Here is a 20,021-nt window from a genome sequence, read left to right as displayed (position 1 = left end):
CGCCCGGTTACATTCCGAACCCGGAAGCTAAGCCTTACAGCGCCGATGGTACTGCAGGGGGGACCCTGTGGGAGAGTAGGACGCCGCCGAACAATTATTCAAAGGGTTGGATCCTGAACTTCGGTTCGGGGTCCAACCCTTTTTTGTTCTGCGTCACTTGAAGTTCACGTTGCGCAACAACCATCCGCAGTATGGGTACTGCTGCACTGCTCAGGGCCGCCGGCGTAGGGCTCGGCGACGAGGTCGTCGTACCGGCCTTCGGGAACGTCGAGGTCGCTCAGGCCGTCATACTGGCCGGGGCGCTGCCGGTGTTCGCCGACATAGATCCGGTGACGTACTGCATCGATCCGTCCGCCGCCGAGGCGGCCGTAACTCCGCGGACCGCGGCGGTCGTTGTCGTCCATCGCTTCGGCCGGCCGGCCGATGTCGCGCGGCTGCACGGCCTGGGGCAGCGGCGCGGGCTCCTCGTGCTGGAACAGGGCGAGTCCGAGGTGCCGTACGACGAAGTGGCGCAGCGCAGGGAGCGGGCGGCTTATCTCGACGCCAAGTTGAGGGGTGTGCGAACGCCCGACGGTGGTGACGGGCACACCTATCAGCAGTACGTGGTGCGGGTGCCGGGCAACGGGCGGCCGGACCGGGACGCCTTCGCGCGAGCCGTGCGGGCCAGGGGAGTTGAGGCCCGGGTGCCGGTGAAGACACCGGTGCACCGGCTGCCGGAATTCCGTCGCTGCGTGTCCTTGCCGGAGACCGAGCGGGCCGCCGACGAGACGCTCGCGCTGCCCGTGGACGCCGCGTTGACGAAGCGGGACATGCAGCGGATCGTCGGTGCGTGCAACGCGCTGGGCGGGCTGCTGCAGCCTGCCTTCTGAGCAGGCGTTCGGGACGGGACCAGGTGGTTGGGAGCACCCGTCCCCACGGGGTATGATCTATTCCGTCGCCGCGGGGGAAACCCCGAAAAGGTGACTGGCCCCTATAGCTCAGTCGGTAGAGCGTCTCCATGGTAAGGAGAAGGTCAACGGTTCGATTCCGTTTGGGGGCTCCGAATCGAAAGGCCCCGCCCAATTGGGCGGGGCCTTTCGTGTGTTCGGGGGCCGCTCTGTTCGGGGGTCGCTCAGTCCTTGTGCAGGCCCGGCACCCGCATCGCCAGGATGGCCATGTCGTCGGACGGGGCGTCGGAGGCGAAGCGCTCGACCGCGCGCATGATGCGGGCCGCGACCGCGCCGGCCGTCAGGCCCGTGCAGGTCGTGAGGACATCGGCGAGGCCGTCGTCGCCCAGCATGCGGGTGCCCTCGCGGCGCTCCGTGACGCCGTCCGTGACGCAGAGGAGGACGTCGCCCGGGTCGAGGGTGACCGTCTGCTCGTAGAGCTCGAGGTCGTCCATGACGCCCAGCAGCGGCTGGGGTTCGGCGGCCGGTTCGACGGTGCCGTCCTGGCGCAGGCGCAGGGGGAGCGGGTGACCCGCACAGACCACCTTGAGCTGTGCGCTGCCGTCCTCCTGGGGCCGCAACTCGCCGTAGAGGAGCGTCAGGAAGCGGCTGCGGGCGCCCTCGTCGAGAATGGCCGAGTTCAGTCGCTCCAGGACCGCCGGGCCGCTGAGGCCTTCGCGGGCCAGCAGGCGCAGGGCGTGCCGGGCGAGGCCGGTGACGGCGGCCGCGTTGGGGCCCGTGCCGCACACGTCGCCGATGGCGAAGCCGTAGGCGCCGTCGCTGATCGGGAAGAGGTCGTAGAAGTCGCCGCCGACCTCGTTGCCCTCGCCGGCCGCGCGGTAGATGACCTCGACCTCGACGCCGCCGATCTCGGGGAGCTCGGGCGGCAGGAGGCTGCGCTGGAGGGACTGGCTGATGGCGGTGCGCTCGGAGTACAGGCGGGCGTTGTCCAGAGCCAGGGCCGCTCGGCGGCTCAAGTCCTCGGCCAGTTCCAGGATTTCCTGGCGGAAGTGTTCGTCGGTGGGCTTGCCGAGCGTCAGCATGCCGATGACGCGGTTGCGGGCGACCAGGGGCAGGACGACCGTCTCGCCGCCCACGGCGGACGCCGTGGCGAGCGTGGGGCCGATGCCCGAGGCGATCTGGTGGGTCGGGCCGCCGCTGAGCCCCAGGCTGCGCATGGAGCTGCGGAGGGCCGCCTGGTGGGCGACCTCGCCGGGGGCCGTCCACACGCGCGCGCCGGGGGTCGGCACAGGGTCGGGCGGCGAGACCTTGGAGAGCAACGACTTGATGCCGTCGATGAGTTCCTCGTCCTCGTGCAGGACGTACGACAGGTACGGCTCGGAGGCCTGGTCGGCGATGGTGTAGACGGCGCACCAGGTGGCGAGGGTGGGGACCGTCATCTGTGCCATCAGGGCCAGCGTCTGGTCGCGGTCCAGGGTGCCGGCGAGGAGGTCGGAGGCCTCGACGAGGAAGCTCAGGGAGCCTCGGCGCAGGCGCTCCAGTTCGCCGAGGCGGGCCGACTCCACGGCCAACGCGATGCGGTCGGCGGCGAATTGGAGGCGCAGGGCCTCCTCGTTCGAGTATCTGCCCGCGCTTTCGGCGGCCACGCCCAGGGAGCCGGTGAGCCGTCCCTCGACCTTCAGGGGAACCGTGACGACCGAGCGCATGCCGGTGCCGCTGAGGAGCGGGACCGCGCCGGGGACGGCCGAGAGATCGTCGTGGACGGCCGGCATGCGGGCCGAGCCGTAGCGGCCGGGGCCCGCCTCGACGGGTACGCGCGCGAAGCGCTGGCGGGCGGAGGGCAGGCCCGTGGAGGCGCGGACCTCCAACTCCGTCTCGTCGTCGGTCGCGAGGAGCAGGAAGGCGGAGTCGCCGTCGAGCATGTCGCGGGCGCGCTCGACGGTGCGCTGCAGGAGGCCGTCGAGGTCGTCCGGGGCGGGGGAGCCGATGAAGACCTCGAAGGGGTCGTTGCTCTGGCCCTCGCCGCTGGTGACGGTGTCCGACGACGGCAGGCGCAACGGGGTCTGCAGGACGGCCCGTTCGTGGTCGCGGACGAGGAGGCAGACCGTGGAGGGTTCGCCGCCCGTGTCGCGGACGCGCAGGTGCGAGGCGTAGACCGGGATGACGCGGCCGCCGGCGTCCCTGATGCCGTAACTGCCCTCCCAGCGCGAGAGTTGGAGAGCCTCGGCGATGCCCGTGCTGGTGCCCGGCGTGTGCGGCCAGGCGGCGAGGTCGGTGAGCGGCTTGCCGGTGACCTGTTCGGCCGGGTAGCCGAAGAGCTCCTCCGCGTCCTCGTTCCACGCCGTGATGGAGCCGGTGCGGTCGATCTGGACGACCGCGACACGGACCCGGCCGTCGGCGACCGGGAGGAGGGCGGAGGGCAGGGACGGGCCCGCGGCGCGGGTGCCGACCGCGCGCTCGGGAAGCTCCAGCTGGAACCAGACCTGCTTGTGCGTCGGTGTGTACTCGACGCCCCAGCGGCCGGCCAGCGCCGCGCAGAGCTGCAGGCCGCGGCCGCCCTCGCGGTCGGGGCTGCCCATGTTGACGGGGGAGCCCTGGAGGGGGATCTCACGCTCGGGGTAGCGGTCGGCGACCTCGATCCGTACGCCCTCGTCACTGCGCAGGCACAGAACGTCGGCGGAGGTGCCCGCGTGCACGACGGCGTTCGTGACGAGTTCGCTGGTCAGGACCACGGCGTCGTCGACGATGTCGGCGAATCCCCAGCCCTGGAGAGTGTCGCGGACGAACGAGCGGGCGGTCGCGACCGATCGCCCGACGGGCTCGAAACTGGCGGCCGCGCGCGCGGTGATCACAGAACTCCTTGTCCGGTTGTCGACGGGCAGGGCTGCCTGGCCGATCGGCTCATGCCGCTGATGCGGCAGACTGCCCGTCGGCCGGGGGTCCGGGGGCTGTTCCCCCGGGATCAATCCGGTGGTCATGCTGTGCGGCCGCCCTCCGATGCCCGCTCGTACTCGTGCCACCGCCCAGGCCGGACGGACCGGCGCGGCTGGACAGCCGCATGCAAGGTTACTTACCTTCGCCGTCCATGCGGATGCCGGTCTGCAGTGTTTCCGCCCAGAGGGTGTGCGGACGATGTGCGAAGCTGCCGAACTGTTATGGCCGGGTTCAAGCAGGGTGAAACACTGGGCAAGCTTCTTGTGAAGGTCCGGGCAGGCTGAGTGACTTCCGTACGCAGCGGGCAGCAGCCCGGGGTGTGGCCTGGTATATCCGGCAGGAATACGCAGCAGTAACTGGTACGTCGAACGGAAGTACCGGAGCACAGCAGTAACGGTCGACCCCTGCGGGAGGGACACAGTGGAGTCTGGCGCAGCGACGCGGGGCACTAAGACGCGCGCGAAAGGCGGACAGTCCCTGAGCAACCAACGCAAAACGCGGGGCGGCACCACTTCGGTGGACACGGCGTCCCTGAACCGACTGCTGGCGGCTCTCGTGGCGATGCGCGACGGGAACTTCCGCAAGCGACTCACGGTGTCCGGGGACGGCGTGATGTCGGAGATTGCTGCGGTTTTCAACGAGGTGGCCGACCGCAATCTGCATCTGACGAGTGAGCTGTCCCGGGTGCGCCGCATGGTGGGCCGCGAGGGCAAGCTCACGGAGCGGCTGGAGACGGGCGCCTACGAGGGTTCCTGGGCCGCCGCCATCGAGGCCTCCAACGCCCTCGTGGACGACCTCGTACGGCCCGTCTCCGAGGTCGGACGGGTGCTGACGGCGGTGGCCGAGGGTGATCTGTCGCCGCGTATGGAGCTGCGGACGCAGGCGTCGGACGGGACCGGGCATCCGCTGCGCGGGGAGTTCCTCAAGGTCGGTCGTACGGTCAACAATCTCGTCGACCAGCTGTCGACGTTCACCGACGAGGTCACGCGCGTGGCCAGCGAGGTGGGCACCGAGGGCAAGCTGGGCGGCCAGGCACGCGTGCGGGGCATGTCGGGTTCGTGGAAGGACCTCACGGACTCCGTCAACACCATGGCGTACCGGCTGACGGCCCAGGTGCGCGACATCGCCCTGGTGACGACGGCGGTGGCCAAGGGTGATCTGTCACGGAAGGTCACCGTCCATGTCGCCGGCGAGATGCTGGAGCTGAAGAACACCGTCAACACGATGGTCGACCAGCTGTCGTCGTTCTCCTCCGAGGTGACGAGGGTCGCGCGCGAGGTGGGCACCGAGGGCGAGCTGGGCGGCCAGGCGCAGGTGCCGGGTGTGGCCGGTGTGTGGAAGGACCTCACCGATTCGGTGAACCTCATGGCCGGCAACCTCACGGCCCAGGTGCGCGGGATCTCCCAGGTGACCACCGCGGTCGCCAACGGCGATCTGTCGCAGAAGGTCACGGTGTCGGCACGCGGCGAGGTCGCGCAGCTCGCGGACACGATCAACCAGATGACCGAGACGCTGCGGATCTTCGCGGACGAGGTCACCCGGGTGGCCAACGAGGTCGGCGCGGCGGGGCAGCTGGGCGGCCAGGCGAACGTGCCGGGCGCCGCCGGTACGTGGAAGGACCTGACGGACTCCGTCAACACGGTCTTCCGGAACCTCACGATCCAGGTGCGGGACATCGCCGCGGTGACGACGGCCGTGGCCAACGGCGACCTGTCGCAGAAGGTCACCGTCGACGTGGCCGGCGAGATGCTGGAGCTGAAGAACACCGTCAACGGCATGGTGGACCAGCTGTCCTCCTTCGGTTCCGAGGTCACGCGCGTGGCGCGCGAGGTCGGTGTCGAGGGTGAGCTGGGCGGTCAGGCGCAGGTGCCCGGCGCCGCCGGCACGTGGAAGGACCTGACGGACTCCGTCAACACCGCGTTCCGCAACCTCACCGGGCAGGTGCGCAACATCGCCCAGGTGACGACGGCCGTGGCCAACGGCGACCTGTCGCAGAAGGTCACCGTGGACGTCTCCGGCGAGATGCTCCAGCTGAAGAACACCGTGAACACGATGGTCGACCAGCTCTCGTCCTTCGCCGACCAGGTGACCCGGATGGCCCGGGACGTGGGCACCGAGGGCCGCCTGGGAGGTCAGGCGGTCGTACCGGGAGTCGCCGGCACCTGGAAGGAGCTCACCGACTCCGTCAACGGCATGGCCGGCAACCTGACGGCCCAGGTGCGCAACATCGCCCAGGTCACGACCGCGGTCGCCCAAGGTGACCTGTCGCAGAAGATCGACGTGGACGCGCGCGGGGAGATCCTGGAGCTGAAGAACACCATCAACACGATGGTCGACCAGCTCTCCGGGTTCGCCGATCAGGTGACCCGGGTGGCCCGCGAGGTGGGCACGGAGGGGCGCCTGGGCGGTCAGGCGCAGGTGCCCGGCGTCGCCGGCGTGTGGCGGGACCTGACGGACTCCGTGAACGGCATGGCCGGGAACCTGACGGCCCAGGTGCGCAACATCGCCCAGGTCGCCACCGCGGTCGCCCGCGGTGACCTGTCCCAGAAGATCACCGTGGACGCGCGCGGGGAGATCCTGGAGCTGAAGAACACGCTGAACACGATGGTCGACCAGCTGTCGTCGTTCGCGGAGGAGGTCACCAGGGTCGCCCGCGAGGTGGGCACGGAGGGCCAGCTCGGCGGTCAGGCCGAGGTCCAGGGCGTCTCCGGCACCTGGAAGGACCTCACGCAGTCCGTGAACTTCATGGCGAACAACCTGACCATCCAGGTGCGCAACATCGCCGAGGTCACGACGGCGGTCGCCAAGGGCGACCTGTCGAAGAAGATCACCGTCGACGCGAAGGGCGAGATCCTCGAGCTCGTCACGACCGTCAACACGATGGTCGACCAGCTGTCCAGCTTCGCCGAGCAGGTGACCCGGGTGGCCCGCGAGGTGGGCACCGAGGGCATCCTCGGCGGCCAGGCGCACGTACCGGGCGTCGTCGGCATCTGGAAGGACCTCAGCGACAACGTCAACCTCATGGCCAAGAACCTGACCGTGCAGGTGCGCAACATCTCCCAGGTGGCGGCGGCGGTCGCCAACGGCGATCTGACGCGGACGGTGACGATCGAGGCGCGCGGCGAGGTCGCGCAGCTCGCCGACACCTTCAACACCATGGTGAAGACGCTGAGTTCGTTCGCCGACCAGGTCACCAAGGTGGCCCGCGAGGTGGGCACGGACGGCATCCTCGGCGGCCAGGCGCACGTACCGGGTGTGTCCGGCACGTGGAAGGACCTCACCGAGTCCGTGAACCAGATGGCGTCGAACCTGACCGGCCAGGTCCGCAACATCGCCATGGTCACCACGGCCATCGCCAAGGGCGACCTGACCAAGAAGATCGACATCGACGCCCGCGGCGAGATCCTCGAGCTCAAGACGACGATCAACACGATGGTCGACCAGCTGTCCAGCTTCGCCGAGGAGGTCACCCGGGTCGCCCGCGAGGTGGGCACGGAGGGGGCGCTCGGCGGCCAGGCACGCGTGCGTGACGTCGACGGGACCTGGCGCGACCTCACCGAGTCCGTGAACGAGATGGCCGGGAACCTCACCCGCCAGGTGCGCGCCATCGCGCGCGTGGCGACCGCGGTGACCCGCGGCGACCTGAACCTGAAGATCGACGTCGACGCGTCCGGCGAGATCCAGGAGCTGCAGGACTACATCAACAAGATGATCGCCAACCTGCGCGACACCACGATCGCCAACAAGGAGCAGGACTGGCTCAAGGGCAACCTCGCCCGCATCTCCGCGCTGATGCAGGGCCGGCGCGACCTGCAGGACGTGGCCTCGCTGATCATGAGCGAGCTGACGCCGGTGGTCTCCGCGCAGCACGGCGCGTTCTTCGTCGCGATGCCGCTGGTCGACGGCAAGGACCTCAGCGCCGAGAGCGAGGACGCGTACGAACTGCGCATGCTGGGGTCCTACGGCTACTCGATGGGCTCCATGCCGACGTCGTTCCGGCCGGGCGAGGCGCTGATCGGGACGGCCGCCGAGGAGAAGCGCACGATCCTGGTGGAGAACGCGCCCAGCGGCTATCTGAAGATCTCCTCCGGCCTCGGCGAGGCGCCGCCCGCGCAGGTGATCGTCCTTCCGGTGCTGTTCGAGGGCAAGGTGCTCGGCATCATCGAGCTGGCCTCCTTCACACCGTTCACGCAGATCCAGAAGGACTTCCTCAACCAGATCGCCGAGATGATCGCGACCAGCGTCAACACCATCTCGGTCAACACCAAGACCGAGCAGCTGCTGAAGCAGTCGCAGGAGCTGACCGAGCAACTGCGCGAGCGCTCGGCCGAGTTGGAGAACCGGCAGAAGGCCCTCCAGGCGTCCAACGCCGAACTGGAGGAGAAGGCCGAGCTGCTGGCCCAGCAGAATCGTGACATCGAGGTGAAGAACACCGAGATCGAGGAAGCGCGCCAGGTCCTGGAAGAGCGCGCCGAGCAGCTCGCGGTCTCCATGCGCTACAAGAGCGAGTTCCTCGCCAACATGTCGCACGAGCTGCGGACGCCGCTCAACTCCCTGCTGATTCTGGCCAAGTTGCTCGCCGACAACGCGGACGCGAACCTGACGCCGAAGCAGGTCGAGTTCGCCGAGACCATCCACGGCGCGGGCTCGGACCTGCTCCAGCTGATCAACGACATCCTCGACCTGTCGAAGGTCGAGGCGGGCAAGATGGACGTCTCCCCGACGCGTATCGCACTCGTGCAGCTCGTGGACTACGTGGAGGCCACCTTCCGGCCGCTGACCGCGGAGAAGGGCCTGGACCTGTCCGTACGGGTCTCTCCCGAGCTGCCCGCCACCCTGCACACCGACGAGCAGCGGCTGCTCCAGGTGCTGCGGAACCTGCTGTCCAACGCGGTGAAGTTCACCGACTCCGGCTCGGTCGAGCTGGTGATCCGGCCGGCCGGCCGGGACGTCCCGGTGGGGATCAAGGAGCAGCTGCTCGAGACCGGCTCGCTCACCGACCCGGACGCGGGCCTGATCGCGTTCTCGGTGACGGACACCGGTATCGGCATCGCCGCCAGCAAGATGCGGGTGATCTTCGAGGCGTTCAAGCAGGCGGACGGCACGACGAGCCGCAAGTACGGCGGCACCGGCCTCGGGCTGTCGATCTCCCGGGAGATCGCGCAGCTGCTCGGCGGTGAGATCCACGCACAGAGCGAACCCGGGCGCGGTTCGACGTTCACGCTGTATTTGCCCCTGCATCCGAGCGAACTGCCCCCGCAGGGTTACCAGCAGGCGCTGCCCGCCCTGGAGGCGGGCGACCTGGTGGCCGCCTCGGACCTGGCGCAGCTCGCCCAGGCGGAGATCGAGACGCCGGCCGAGGTGAAGTCGTACCGCGAGACGCAGAACGGCGCCGCCGCGCTCTTCCGGCGCCGCCGCAGGAGCGGGTTCGACGCGGAGCAGCTCACCGCCGCGCCGGAGCAGTGGACGGCCGAGCAGAAGGCCGCGGCGCCGCAGGCGCACCGTGGCATCCGGTTCGGCGGCCAGAAGGTGCTGATCGTCGACGACGACATCCGTAACGTGTTCGCGCTGACCAGCGTCCTGGAGCAGCACGGCCTCTCGGTGCTGTACGCCGAGAACGGCCGTGAGGGCATCGAGGTCCTGGAGCAGCACGACGATGTCGCGGTCGTCCTGATGGACATCATGATGCCCGAGATGGACGGGTACGCGACGACGACAGCGATCCGCAGGATGCCGCAGTTCGCGGGCCTGCCGATCATCGCGCTGACGGCGAAGGCGATGAAGGGCGACCGGGAGAAGGCGATCGAGTCGGGTGCTTCCGACTACGTGACCAAACCGGTCGATCCCGATCACCTGCTGTCGGTGATGCAACAGTGGATGCGAGAGGAGTGACGGGAACCATCGATGTTCACTCGGAGTTGCTGACTCAGTGTGGCCGATGCCGTGTAGAAGTACGGGATTCGGGGAACCTTCTGGTCTCCCGCTACGTTTCTGCTACGTGCACAGTGACATCGCGGTGACAGGGTGTGGCGACGAGCGGGGTGCGGCTACGATGACCGGCACAAGGACGGGCGGCGAAAGGGAGTCGTCCCCAGGGGCGGCGCCCGGTGCACAGCCGGGGCGAGGAGGGCGGGCCATGGTGCAGAAGGCCAAGATCCTCCTGGTCGATGACCGGCCGGAGAATCTGCTGGCGCTGGAGGCCATCCTCTCTGCGCTCGATCAGACGCTGGTGCGGGCATCGTCCGGGGAGGAAGCGCTCAAAGCACTGCTCACGGACGACTTCGCGGTCATTCTGCTGGACGTCCAGATGCCGGGCATGGACGGCTTCGAGACAGCCGCGCACATCAAGCGGCGAGAACGGACCCGGGACATCCCGATCATCTTCCTCACCGCGATCAACCACGGCCCTCACCACACCTTCCGGGGGTATGCGGCCGGCGCGGTGGACTACATCTCGAAGCCGTTCGACCCCTGGGTGCTGCGCGCCAAGGTCTCGGTCTTCGTCGAGCTGTACATGAAGAACTGCCAGCTGCGGGAGCAGGCGGCGCTGCTGCGGCTCCAGTTGGAGGGCAGCGGCAAGGCGGCGGTCGGCGAGGTCAAGGAGCCCGCGGGTCTGCTGGCCGAGCTGTCGGCGCGGCTCGCCGCGGTCGAGGAGCAGGCCGAGGCGCTGTCCAAGCAGCTCGACGACGAGTCGGCGGACGCGGCGGCGGTGGCGACCGCGGCCCATCTCGAACGCAAACTCACGGGTTTGCGGCGGGCGCTGGACGCCCTGGAACCGGGTGCCGGCAGCGCCTCGTCGGTGTCCTCGCAGAACTGACGTTCCGGTGCGGACCAGTTGCGTATGAGGACGCGTCAGTTCCGCTCCCCTTCCAGGGCGACACGAACGGGTGAAGCAGTGGGCACACGTGTCGGTTGCCGTCTCCACCGGTAACCTCACACCTATGGCCTCACGTCCCTCCGCTGCCAAGAAGCAGCCCGCGAAGAAGGCGGCGGCACCGGCGAAGAAGGCCGCCGCGAAGAAGGCTCCGGCGAAGAAGGCGCCCGCAAGGAAACCCGCCGCCAAGAAGGCGGCGCCGCCGCCGAGGCCGGCGCCCAGTCCGACCGGCGGCATCTACCGGCTCGTGCGCGCCCTCTGGCTGGGCCTCGCGCACGCCGTCGGCGCCGTGTTCCGCGGGATAGGGAACGGCGCGAAGAACCTCGACCCGGCGCACCGCAAGGACGGCGTCGCGCTGCTGCTGTTCGGCATCGCGCTGATCGTGGCCGCGGGCACCTGGGCCGATCTGCGCGGCCCGGTCGGCGATCTCGTCGAGATCCTGGTGACCGGCGCCTTCGGCCGGCTCGATCTGCTGGTGCCGATACTGCTCGCGGTCATCGCGGTGCGCTTCATCCGGCATCCCGAGCAGCCCGAGGCCAACGGCCGCATCGTGATCGGCCTGTCCGCGCTCGTCATCGGCGTGCTCGGCCAGGTCCACATCGCCTGCGGCGCGCCCGCGCGCAGCGACGGCATGCAGGCCATAAGGGACGCCGGCGGGCTCATCGGCTGGGGCGCGGCGACCCCGCTGACGTACACGATGGGCGAGGTGCTCGCCGTACCGCTGCTGGTGCTGCTGACGATCTTCGGCCTGCTCGTCGTCACGGCCACCCCGGTCAATGCCATCCCGCAGCGGCTGCGGCTGCTCGGCGTGAAGCTCGGCGTCCTGCACGACCCCGAGGACGACGACGACTTCGGCGAGGACGACCGGCGCTACGACGACCAGTGGCGCGACGGGCTGCCCGCGCGCCCGCGCAAGCGCGGTCCGGCCCAGGAGGTCTACGACCCCGACACGGCGGAGCAGGAGGCCCTCTCCAAGCGCCGTGGCCGCCCCCGGCGTTCCGCGGTGCCGCAGCCCGACATGGCGCGCCCCATGGACGCCGTGGACGTCGCCGCGGCGGCCGCGGCCGCGCTCGACGGCGCGGTCATGCACGGCATGCCGCCCTCGCCGATCGTCGCCGACCTCACCCAGGGCGTGAGCGTCGGGGACCGCGAGGAGAGCACGCCGACGCCGGCCCCCAAGGCCGTCCCGGCGGCCCGCCCCAAACAGGAGAAGCTGAAGGTCGAGGTCGCCGACCTCACCAAGCCCGCGCCCGAGGAACCCGGCGACCTGCCGCCGCGCGCCGAGCAGCTCCAGCTGTCCGGCGACATCACCTACTCCCTGCCCTCGCTCGACCTCCTCGAGCGCGGCGGCCCCGGCAAGGCGCGCAGCGCCGCCAACGACGCCGTGGTCGCCTCGCTCACGAACGTCTTCTCCGAGTTCAAGGTCGACGCCTCGGTCACCGGCTTCACCCGCGGACCGACGGTCACGCGCTACGAGGTCGAGCTCGGCCCCGCCGTGAAGGTCGAGCGGATCACCGCGCTGACGAAGAACATCGCCTACGCGGTCGCCAGCCCGGACGTGCGGATCATCAGCCCGATCCCGGGCAAGTCCGCGGTCGGCATCGAAATCCCCAACACCGACCGGGAGATGGTCAACCTCGGCGACGTGCTGCGCCTCGCGGCGGCCGCCGAGGACGAGCACCCGATGCTGGTCGCGCTCGGCAAGGACGTCGAGGGCGGCTACGTGATGGCCAACCTGGCGAAGATGCCGCACGTGCTGGTGGCCGGCGCCACCGGTTCCGGCAAGTCGTCCTGCATCAACTGCCTGATCACGTCCATCATGGTCCGCGCGACGCCCGAGGACGTCCGCATGGTCCTGGTCGACCCCAAGCGGGTCGAACTGACCGCCTACGAAGGCATTCCGCACCTGATCACGCCGATCATCACCAACCCGAAGCGGGCCGCCGAGGCACTCCAGTGGGTCGTACGGGAGATGGACCTGCGCTACGACGACCTGGCGGCGTACGGCTTCCGGCACATCGACGACTTCAACGAGGCCGTGCGCAACGGCAAGGTGAAGCCGCCGGAGGGCAGTGAGCGCGAGCTCCAGCCGTACCCGTACCTGCTGGTCATCGTCGACGAGCTCGCCGACCTGATGATGGTCGCCCCGCGTGACGTCGAGGACGCGATCGTGCGCATCACGCAGCTCGCGCGCGCGGCCGGCATCCACCTGGTGCTGGCCACGCAGCGGCCGTCGGTCGACGTCGTGACCGGTCTGATCAAGGCGAACGTGCCCTCGCGGCTCGCCTTCGCCACCTCCTCGCTCGCCGACAGCCGGGTCATCCTCGACCAGCCCGGTGCCGAGAAGCTGATCGGCAAGGGCGACGGGCTGTTCCTGCCGATGGGGGCGAACAAGCCGACCCGTATGCAGGGCGCCTTCGTGACGGAGGACGAGGTCGCGGCCGTCGTCCAGCACTGCAAGGACCAGATGGCGCCGGTCTTCCGGGACGACGTCACCGTGGGCACCAAGCAGAAGAAGGAGATCGACGAGGAGATCGGTGACGACCTCGACCTGCTGTGCCAGGCGGCCGAGCTGGTGGTCTCCACGCAGTTCGGGTCGACGTCCATGCTCCAGCGCAAGCTGCGCGTCGGCTTCGCCAAGGCCGGCCGGCTCATGGACCTGATGGAGTCGAGGAACATCGTCGGACCGAGTGAGGGTTCGAAAGCTCGTGACGTTCTTGTGAAGCCTGATGAGCTGGACGGAGTGCTCGCGGTGATCCGCGGGGAGGCTTGAGGGTAAGGCTGGATCAGAGGGGTGAGCGATGTCGGATCGTGACTCACCCGTAAGGGATCATTGAGCAACCGTTTCCCTTCCGCGTACGTCAAGTTGAGGGAAGCGACAAGCGTGTACACCACCATCGGCGTGTCCGGCCATACCGATGGGCTAACAAGCTCCACCGCCCGGTTGCCCCACCCATTTGTACCCCCCATAGACTGAACCTCCAGCACAGGTGGCTTAACGCTCGAAAGGCGCCCCCGTGTCCATCGGCAACTCTCCTGAAGACGAGCGTCCGTTCGAAGACGATCGCGAGGAAGCCCGCCTCTCCATCGGCCATGCCCTCCGGCAGGCCCGTATCGCGGCCGGGCTGACCGTCGACGACGTCACCAACGCCACCCGGGTCCGGATCTCGATCGTGCACGCCATCGAGGCGGACGACTTCGCCCCCTGCGGCGGGGACGTCTACGCCCGGGGTCACATCCGGACCCTGGCCAAGGCCGTCCATCTCGATCCGGCCCCGCTGCTGGCGCAGTACGACGCCGAACACGGCGGCCGGCCGGCGCCGACCCCGGCGGCCCCCCTCTTCGAGGCGGAACGCATCCGCCCTGAGCGGCGCGGGCCCAACTGGACCGCGGCCATGGTCGCCGCGATCGTCGCCGTGGTCGGCTTCGTCGGCTTCACCGCGTTCAAGGGCGGCGACGACGGCGGCGGCAAGACGCAGGTCGCCGAGGGATCGACGCCCACGACCAGCGAGTCCGCCTCGCCCACGCCCAAGAAGAGCAAGCCCGACAACCCGAAGACCGATCCGTCGGACAGCGCCATCGCGGCCGCGCCCCAGGACAAGGTGACCGTCCAGGTGAGCGCCGCCGACGGCCGCAGCTGGATCTCGGCCAAGGACCACAACGGCCGGCTCCTGTTCGACGGGCTCCTCAAGCAGGGCGACTCCAAGACCTTCCAGGACAGCGAGAAGATCAACCTCGTCCTCGGCGACGCGGGCTCGATCCAGCTCTACGTCAACGGCAAGAAGGTGGAGAACGACTTCCAGCCCGGCGCGGTCGAGCGCCTGACGTACACGAAGGGCGACCCGCAGGTCGGCTAGGGCCGACGGGGTACGACGGGGCCGGCGAAGATCGCTGGCCCCGTCGACGTGGGCTGTCTGAGAGACAAAGTAGTCTTGAGCGCATGCCTGAACGCCGTACCGTCGCACTCGTCACCCTTGGCTGCGCCCGTAACGAGGTGGACTCGGAGGAGCTCGCAGGCCGCTTGGAGGCGGACGGCTGGGACCTCGTGGAGGACGCCGCCGATGCGGACGTCGCGGTCGTCAACACGTGCGGCTTCGTGGAAGCCGCCAAGAAGGACTCCGTCGACGCCCTCCTGGAGGCCAACGACCTCAAGGGACAGGGCAGAACCCAGGCCGTCGTGGCGGTGGGCTGCATGGCCGAGCGGTACGGCAAGGAGCTCGCCGAGGCCCTCCCCGAGGCCGACGGCGTGCTCGGCTTCGACGACTACACGGACATCTCCGACCGCCTGCGGACCATCCTCGGCGGCGGCATCCACGCCTCCCACACCCCGCGCGACCGGCGCAAGCTGCTGCCGATCAGCCCCGCCGAGCGCCAGGAGTCCGCGGCCGAGGTCGCGCTGCCCGGGCACGGCCCCGTGGACCTGCCGGAGGGGCTGGCGCCCGCCTCCGGCCCCCGCGCGCCCCTGCGCCGCCGGCTGGACGGCTCCCCGGTCGCCTCGGTGAAGCTCGCCTCCGGCTGCGACCGGCGCTGCTCCTTCTGCGCCATCCCGTCCTTCCGCGGCTCCTTCATCTCCCGCCGCCCGAGCGACGTGCTGAACGAGACGCGCTGGCTGGCCGAGCAGGGCGTGAAGGAGATCATGCTGGTCTCCGAGAACAACACCTCCTACGGCAAGGACCTGGGCGACATCCGCCTGCTGGAGTCGCTGCTGCCGGAGCTGGCGGAGGTCGACGGCATCGAGCGCGTGCGGGTCAGCTACCTCCAGCCGGCCGAGATGCGCCCGGGTCTGATCGACGTGCTGACCTCCACGCCGAAGGTCGCCCCCTACTTCGACCTCTCCTTCCAGCACTCCGCGCCCGGCGTGCTGCGCGCCATGCGCCGCTTCGGCGACACCGACCGGTTCCTGGAGCTGCTCGACACCATCCGCGGCAAGGCGCCCCAGGCGGGCGTCCGCTCGAACTTCATCGTCGGCTTCCCCGGCGAGAGCGAGGCCGACCTGGCGGAGCTGGAGCGGTTCCTGAACGGCGCGCGGCTGGACGCCATCGGCGTCTTCGGCTACTCCGACGAGGAGGGCACGGAGGCGGCGACGTACGAGAACAAGCTGGACGAGGACGTGGTGGCCGAGCGGCTGGCACGTGTCTCCCGGCTGGCCGAGGAACTCGTCTCGCAGCGCTCCGAGGAGCGCGTGGGCGAGACGGTGCACGTGCTCGTGGAGTCGGTGGACGAGGACGGGACCTACGGTCGTGGTGCGCACCAGGCGCCGGAGACGGACGGACAGGTGCTGCTGACGAGCGGTGAGGGTCTTGAGCCCGGCCGTATCGTCGAGGCGAAGGTGGTCGGCACGGAAGGTGTCGACCTCGTGGCCGAGCCCCTGACCGGTTCGCTCGGGTGTAGTGAGGAGGCGGGCAGATGACCGGAGTACCGGCATCGGCGGCGAACGGCTCCTCCAAGGCGGAGTCCTCCTCACCCCCCACCGTCGACCCCGACCGGCAGACGGACAGGTCCCCCCGGGGCGCGAAGCTGGCGGCCGCGGCCGTGAACCAGGCCAGCGTGTGGAACGTCGCCAACCTCCTCACCATGCTCCGGCTGGTGCTGGTGCCCGGCTTCGTCGCGCTGATGCTGGCCGACGGCGGCTACGACCCGGCGTGGCGCTCGCTCGCCTGGGCCGCCTTCGCCATCGCCATGATCACCGACCTGTTCGACGGTCATCTGGCGCGCACCTACAACCTCGTCACCGACTTCGGGAAGATTGCCGACCCCATCGCCGACAAGGCGATCATGGGCGCGGCGCTGATCTGTCTCTCCGGGCTGGGCGACCTGCCGTGGTGGGTGACGATCGTCATCCTCGGCCGGGAACTCGGCATCACACTGATGCGTTTCCTCGTCATCCGGTACGGCGTCATCCCGGCCAGCCGCGGCGGCAAGCTCAAGACGCTCGTCCAGGGCGTGGCCGTCGGGATGTACGTCCTGGCGCTGACGGGCTGGCTCGCCACCCTGAGATGGTGGGTCATGGCGGCCGCGGTCGTCCTGACCGTGGTGACCGGTCTCGACTATGTGAGACAGGCCATTGTGCTGCGCAGGCAGGGAATCGCGGAGCGCAAGGCCGCGTTGGAGGAGACGGAAGGGTGAGTTCTCCGGCTGCCGAAGTGGTGCGACTACTGACAGTGAGGGGCGAGACCCTCGCCGTCGCCGAGTCGCTCACCGGCGGACTGGTTGCGGCAGACATCACATCGGTGCCCGGGGCCTCCAAGGCCTTCCGCGGTTCGGTGACCGCCTACGCCACCGAACTCAAGCAGGAACTGCTCGGCGTCGACGCCTCGCTGCTCGCCCGGAGCGGAGCGGTGGATCCGCAGGTCGCGGCCCAGATGGCGGCAGGAGTGCGCACGGCGCTTGGCGCCGACTGGGGCCTTGCGACCACCGGTGTGGCAGGCCCGGAACCGCAGGACGGCCGGCCGGTCGGGACGGTGTTCGTGGCCGTGGCCGGCCCCTCCGGACGGGATTCCGATTCTGCCGGTGGCGGAAAAGTAGAGGCCCTGCGGTTGAACGGCGACCGCGCGGAAATTCGTATGGAGAGTGTACGGAGCGTACTCGCACTGCTTCTGAAGGAGCTTGCGGGCGAACAGACCGGGAATGAGCTGGCACAGCATACGGAACAGAACGGGGGGTTTTGATGTTTGCAGCCCTGAGTGAACACGACATCGCTCCCCGCACGGCCGCAGCGCGAGGCGGTACGGTGGGGCGTGAAGGATGCGGTTACGCGGTCCGAGGAGGGAGCCACCGATGATTCTGCTCCGTCGCCTGCTGGGTGACGTGCTGCGTCGGCAGCGCCAGCGCCAGGGCCGTACTCTGCGCGAAGTCTCCTCGTCCGCCCGAGTTTCACTCGGCTATCTCTCCGAGGTGGAGCGGGGGCAGAAGGAGGCTTCCTCCGAGCTGCTCTCCGCCATCTGCGACGCGCTGGACGTACGGATGTCCGAGCTCATGCGGGAAGTGAGCGACGAGCTCGCCCTCGCCGAGCTGGCCCAGTCTGCTGCGGCCACCGAGTCTGTGCCCGCGCCGGTTCGTCCGATGCTGGGTTCCGTGTCGGTGACCGGCGTGCCACCGGAACGGGTGACCATCAAGGCGCCCGCCGAGGCGGTGGACGTGGTCGCCGCGTGACGATCACGCGCGTGACTGCGTGAACCGACGAGCACGTGCAAGGCCCCGGCCGGGGTCTCTCCAGGGGGAACTGGAGAGGAGCGGTCGGGGTTTTCGCGTTCCCAGGGCATTTTCTACGGGCCTCCCGGCCCGTTTGCCGGTGCGGCCGGGGGCGGTCATGGTGGATACCTGCGGTGCGTTGCGCCCATATGCCGTCGGTGCGCCCTCCCTGGGGGTGACGGCGGTCTGGCTTCGGGGCTGGAGGTGGCGTCCATGGCACGGCCGATAGTGCGCCGGGGGGCGGCTCTGGGGCTCGGGGTGCTGTGGTGGTGGGCCGTGCTGCGGCTGGCGTTCGCTCCCGGCGCCGGGGTGCTGGAGGGGGCGGTGGCGGCCGGGGGATGGGGACTGAGCCTGCTGCCGGTGCACTGCGTGCCCAAGGCGCGGGCGGCCGGGGCCGTGGGGCCGGAGCGCTGGCGGGACGCCTGGCGGGCGGCCCGCGCTACCACGGCATCGCCACACCGCCGTTCGGGCGCAGGATCTGGCCCGTGGTGAAGGACGACGCGTCGGAGGCCAGGTACAGCACGGTGTGAGCCACGTCCACCGGCTCGCCGACCCGGCCCAGCGGCGCCATGCGGGCCATGACCGCCTCGGTCTGCGCCTGGGCCTCGGCCTCGTGGCGGTCGGTCATGGGAGTGCGGATCCAGCCCGGCGCGACCGCGTTGACGCGGATCCCGTGCCGGCCCACCTCGTTCGCCAGGGTCTTCGTCAGCTGGACGACGGCCGCCTTGGCCACGCCGTAGCAGAGCAGTCCGGGGCGGCCGGTGTCGACGGCGCCGGAGGCCATGGTGACGATGCTGCCGCCCGTTTTCGCCCCGAGCATCCGGCGCGCGGCCTCCTGGCAGGCGTACAGCACCCCCTTGAAGTTGACGCTCAGCACCCGGTCGAGGTCCTCGTCCCGGGTCTCCAGGACCGGGCTGGTGTGCATGATCCCGGCGATCGCGGCCATCACGTCCAGTCGCTCGCAGGATTCGACGGCCTGTCTGAGCTGCGCCCGGTCGGTGACATCGAGCTGGTGGGTGAGGGCGGTGCCGCCGCCGTCCTTGATGAGCGTCGCCGTCCCGTGCAGGCCCTCCGCGTCGCGGTCGGCGCAGTGGACGGTGGCGCCGGCTTCGGCGAGCAGTACGGCCGAGGCGCGGCCGATGCCGCCGGCGGCCCCGGTGACGAATGCGGTGCGTCCGGTGAGGTCGTACGCCTTGACGGGCATGTAGGGACGGTACGAGGGTTTCTGACGGGTCGTCAATTAGTCGTACGGCGTGGAGTTCTGGAGCCGCGGTAGCTGCTCGGGGCCGGTCCCGTCTGGCAGTTCGGGCACCAGTAGGTGGGGCGTTCGCGGGAGCCGTCGCCCTGCTCGGCGACGCGGACCGCGGTGCGGCAGCGCAGACAGGGGCGGGGTGCGCGGCCGTAGACGAACAGGTCCTGGCCACGGCGGCCCGTCGTCGTGCGGACCGGGCGTTCGCGGTTGGCCTCCAGCAGTTTCTTGGCCAGCTCGGGCAGTTTCGCGGCGCGGTCGGCGGGCAGCGCGCCGACGGGGAGCCAGGGGGTGACGCCGAGCAGGAAGCAGAGCTCGCTCTTGTAGACGTTGCCGATCCCGGCGAGATTGCGCTGGTCGAGCAGGGCCTCGCCGAGCTGGCGGGCGGGGTCGGTGAGGAGGTTGGCGAGCGCCTGCTCGGGGTCCCAGTCGGGGCCGAGGAGGTCGGGGCCGAGATGGCCGACTACGCGCTGTTCGTCGGGGGTGCGCAGGAGCTCCAGGACGGGGAGGCGGTAGCCCACCGCCGTGAGCTCCGTGTTGCCGAGGATGGCGCGGATCTGGTGGGAGGGGCCGCCGGTCCAGCGCCGGCCGTTGGCGAACACCTTCCAGGAGCCGTCCATCTTCAGGTGCGAGTGGAGCGTCAGGCCGCCCTCGACCCGGGTCAGCAGGTGCTTGCCGCGTGCGGTGACGTCCAGGACGGTGCGGCCCGTGAGGTCCGCCGTGGCGAAGCGGGGCACCCGGAGGTCGCTACGGGTCAGCACCTTGCCCGCGAGGGCGACGTGCAACCGCCTCGCGGCCTGCCAGACCGTGTCTCCTTCGGGCATGGGTCAAGGGTTGCACGGCGTGCGTCGGAGCGGTGTGCGCCCGCCGGGGGCCGGCGGTCGGT

General features: G+C 69.9%; 13 protein-coding genes, 1 tRNA gene and 1 rRNA gene. 12 read left to right on the top strand and 3 right to left on the bottom strand.

Translation table 11 applies throughout. The annotated features are described in order from the left end of the window. From rrf to ACFU97_RS43100, 3 genes are all read left to right on the top strand, one after another. Nucleotides 1–92, top strand: a 5S ribosomal RNA gene (rrf, locus tag ACFU97_RS43110); the annotation flags it as partial. A gap of 114 nt (nt 93–206) precedes the next feature. After that, nucleotides 207–869, top strand: coding sequence for a DegT/DnrJ/EryC1/StrS family aminotransferase (locus ACFU97_RS43105; RefSeq protein ID WP_384267977.1), 663 nt, complete (start codon nt 207–209; stop codon nt 867–869). A gap of 97 nt (nt 870–966) precedes the next feature. Beyond that, nucleotides 967–1,039: transfer RNA gene (locus tag ACFU97_RS43100), tRNA-Thr, on the top strand. 72 nt (nt 1,040–1,111) lie between these two features. Here the strand turns inward: ACFU97_RS43100 and ACFU97_RS43095 are convergent. Next, nucleotides 1,112–3,865 carry a SpoIIE family protein phosphatase gene (locus ACFU97_RS43095; protein ID WP_384267974.1) on the bottom strand — a complete coding sequence of 918 codons (2,754 nt, stop codon included), beginning with the start codon at nt 3,863–3,865 and terminating at the stop codon, nt 1,112–1,114. A gap of 376 nt (nt 3,866–4,241) precedes the next feature. Between ACFU97_RS43095 and ACFU97_RS43090 the strand changes: the two genes are divergently transcribed. From ACFU97_RS43090 to ACFU97_RS43050, 9 genes are all read left to right on the top strand, one after another. Continuing rightward, nucleotides 4,242–9,713: a HAMP domain-containing protein gene (locus ACFU97_RS43090; protein ID WP_384267972.1), complete on the top strand. Its 5,472-nt coding sequence runs from the start codon at nt 4,242–4,244 to the stop codon at nt 9,711–9,713. 244 nt (nt 9,714–9,957) lie between these two features. Beyond that, nucleotides 9,958–10,638, top strand: a complete 681-nt coding sequence (locus ACFU97_RS43085) for a two-component system response regulator (protein WP_384267968.1) — start codon at nt 9,958–9,960, stop codon at nt 10,636–10,638. A 124-nt stretch (nt 10,639–10,762) separates the two neighbouring features. Further along, entirely contained in the window at nt 10,763–13,468 is a 2,706-nt protein-coding gene (locus ACFU97_RS43080) for a DNA translocase FtsK (protein WP_384267966.1), read from the top strand. Between the two features lie 244 nt (nt 13,469–13,712). Further along, the gene (locus ACFU97_RS43075; protein WP_384267963.1) at nt 13,713–14,552 is read left to right on the top strand and encodes a helix-turn-helix domain-containing protein; all 840 of its coding nucleotides are present in this window, start codon (nt 13,713–13,715) and stop codon (nt 14,550–14,552) included. Between the two features lie 83 nt (nt 14,553–14,635). Then, nucleotides 14,636–16,105: a 30S ribosomal protein S12 methylthiotransferase RimO gene (gene rimO, locus ACFU97_RS43070; protein WP_384267961.1), complete on the top strand. Its 1,470-nt coding sequence runs from the start codon at nt 14,636–14,638 to the stop codon at nt 16,103–16,105. Further along, on the top strand, nt 16,102–16,821 hold the full coding sequence (pgsA, locus tag ACFU97_RS43065) for a CDP-diacylglycerol--glycerol-3-phosphate 3-phosphatidyltransferase (RefSeq protein WP_384267959.1): 720 nt from the start codon (nt 16,102–16,104) through the stop codon (nt 16,819–16,821). The genes rimO and pgsA overlap by 4 nt, the downstream gene beginning before the upstream one ends. Then, nucleotides 16,818–17,363 carry a CinA family protein gene (locus ACFU97_RS43060; RefSeq protein WP_384267956.1) on the top strand — a complete coding sequence of 182 codons (546 nt, stop codon included), beginning with the start codon at nt 16,818–16,820 and terminating at the stop codon, nt 17,361–17,363. The genes pgsA and ACFU97_RS43060 overlap by 4 nt, the downstream gene beginning before the upstream one ends. A gap of 109 nt (nt 17,364–17,472) precedes the next feature. Further along, entirely contained in the window at nt 17,473–17,847 is a 375-nt protein-coding gene (locus tag ACFU97_RS43055) for a helix-turn-helix domain-containing protein (protein ID WP_016432287.1), read from the top strand. Nucleotides 17,848–18,099: 252 nt separating this feature from the next. Then, entirely contained in the window at nt 18,100–18,378 is a 279-nt protein-coding gene (locus ACFU97_RS43050) for a hypothetical protein (protein ID WP_384267953.1), read from the top strand. Here ACFU97_RS43050 and ACFU97_RS43045 read toward each other — a convergent pair. Both ACFU97_RS43045 and ACFU97_RS43040 read right to left on the bottom strand, forming a co-directional pair. Next, the gene (locus ACFU97_RS43045; RefSeq protein ID WP_384267951.1) at nt 18,326–19,090 is read right to left on the bottom strand and encodes an SDR family NAD(P)-dependent oxidoreductase; all 765 of its coding nucleotides are present in this window, start codon (nt 19,088–19,090) and stop codon (nt 18,326–18,328) included. The two genes, ACFU97_RS43050 and ACFU97_RS43045, sit on opposite strands and share 53 nt — an antisense overlap. 32 nt (nt 19,091–19,122) lie before the next feature. After that, a complete protein-coding gene (locus tag ACFU97_RS43040) occupies nt 19,123–19,959 on the bottom strand; it encodes an Fpg/Nei family DNA glycosylase (RefSeq protein WP_384267949.1) in 837 nt (278 codons plus the stop codon). Nucleotides 19,960–20,021 lie beyond the last annotated feature (62 nt).

The organism is Streptomyces sp. NPDC057616 (assembly GCF_042800575.1).
Classification (GTDB): domain Bacteria; phylum Actinomycetota; class Actinomycetes; order Streptomycetales; family Streptomycetaceae; genus Streptomyces.
Note: the sequence above shows the minus strand (reverse complement) of the source record. Positions and strands in the feature narration are given on the sequence as shown.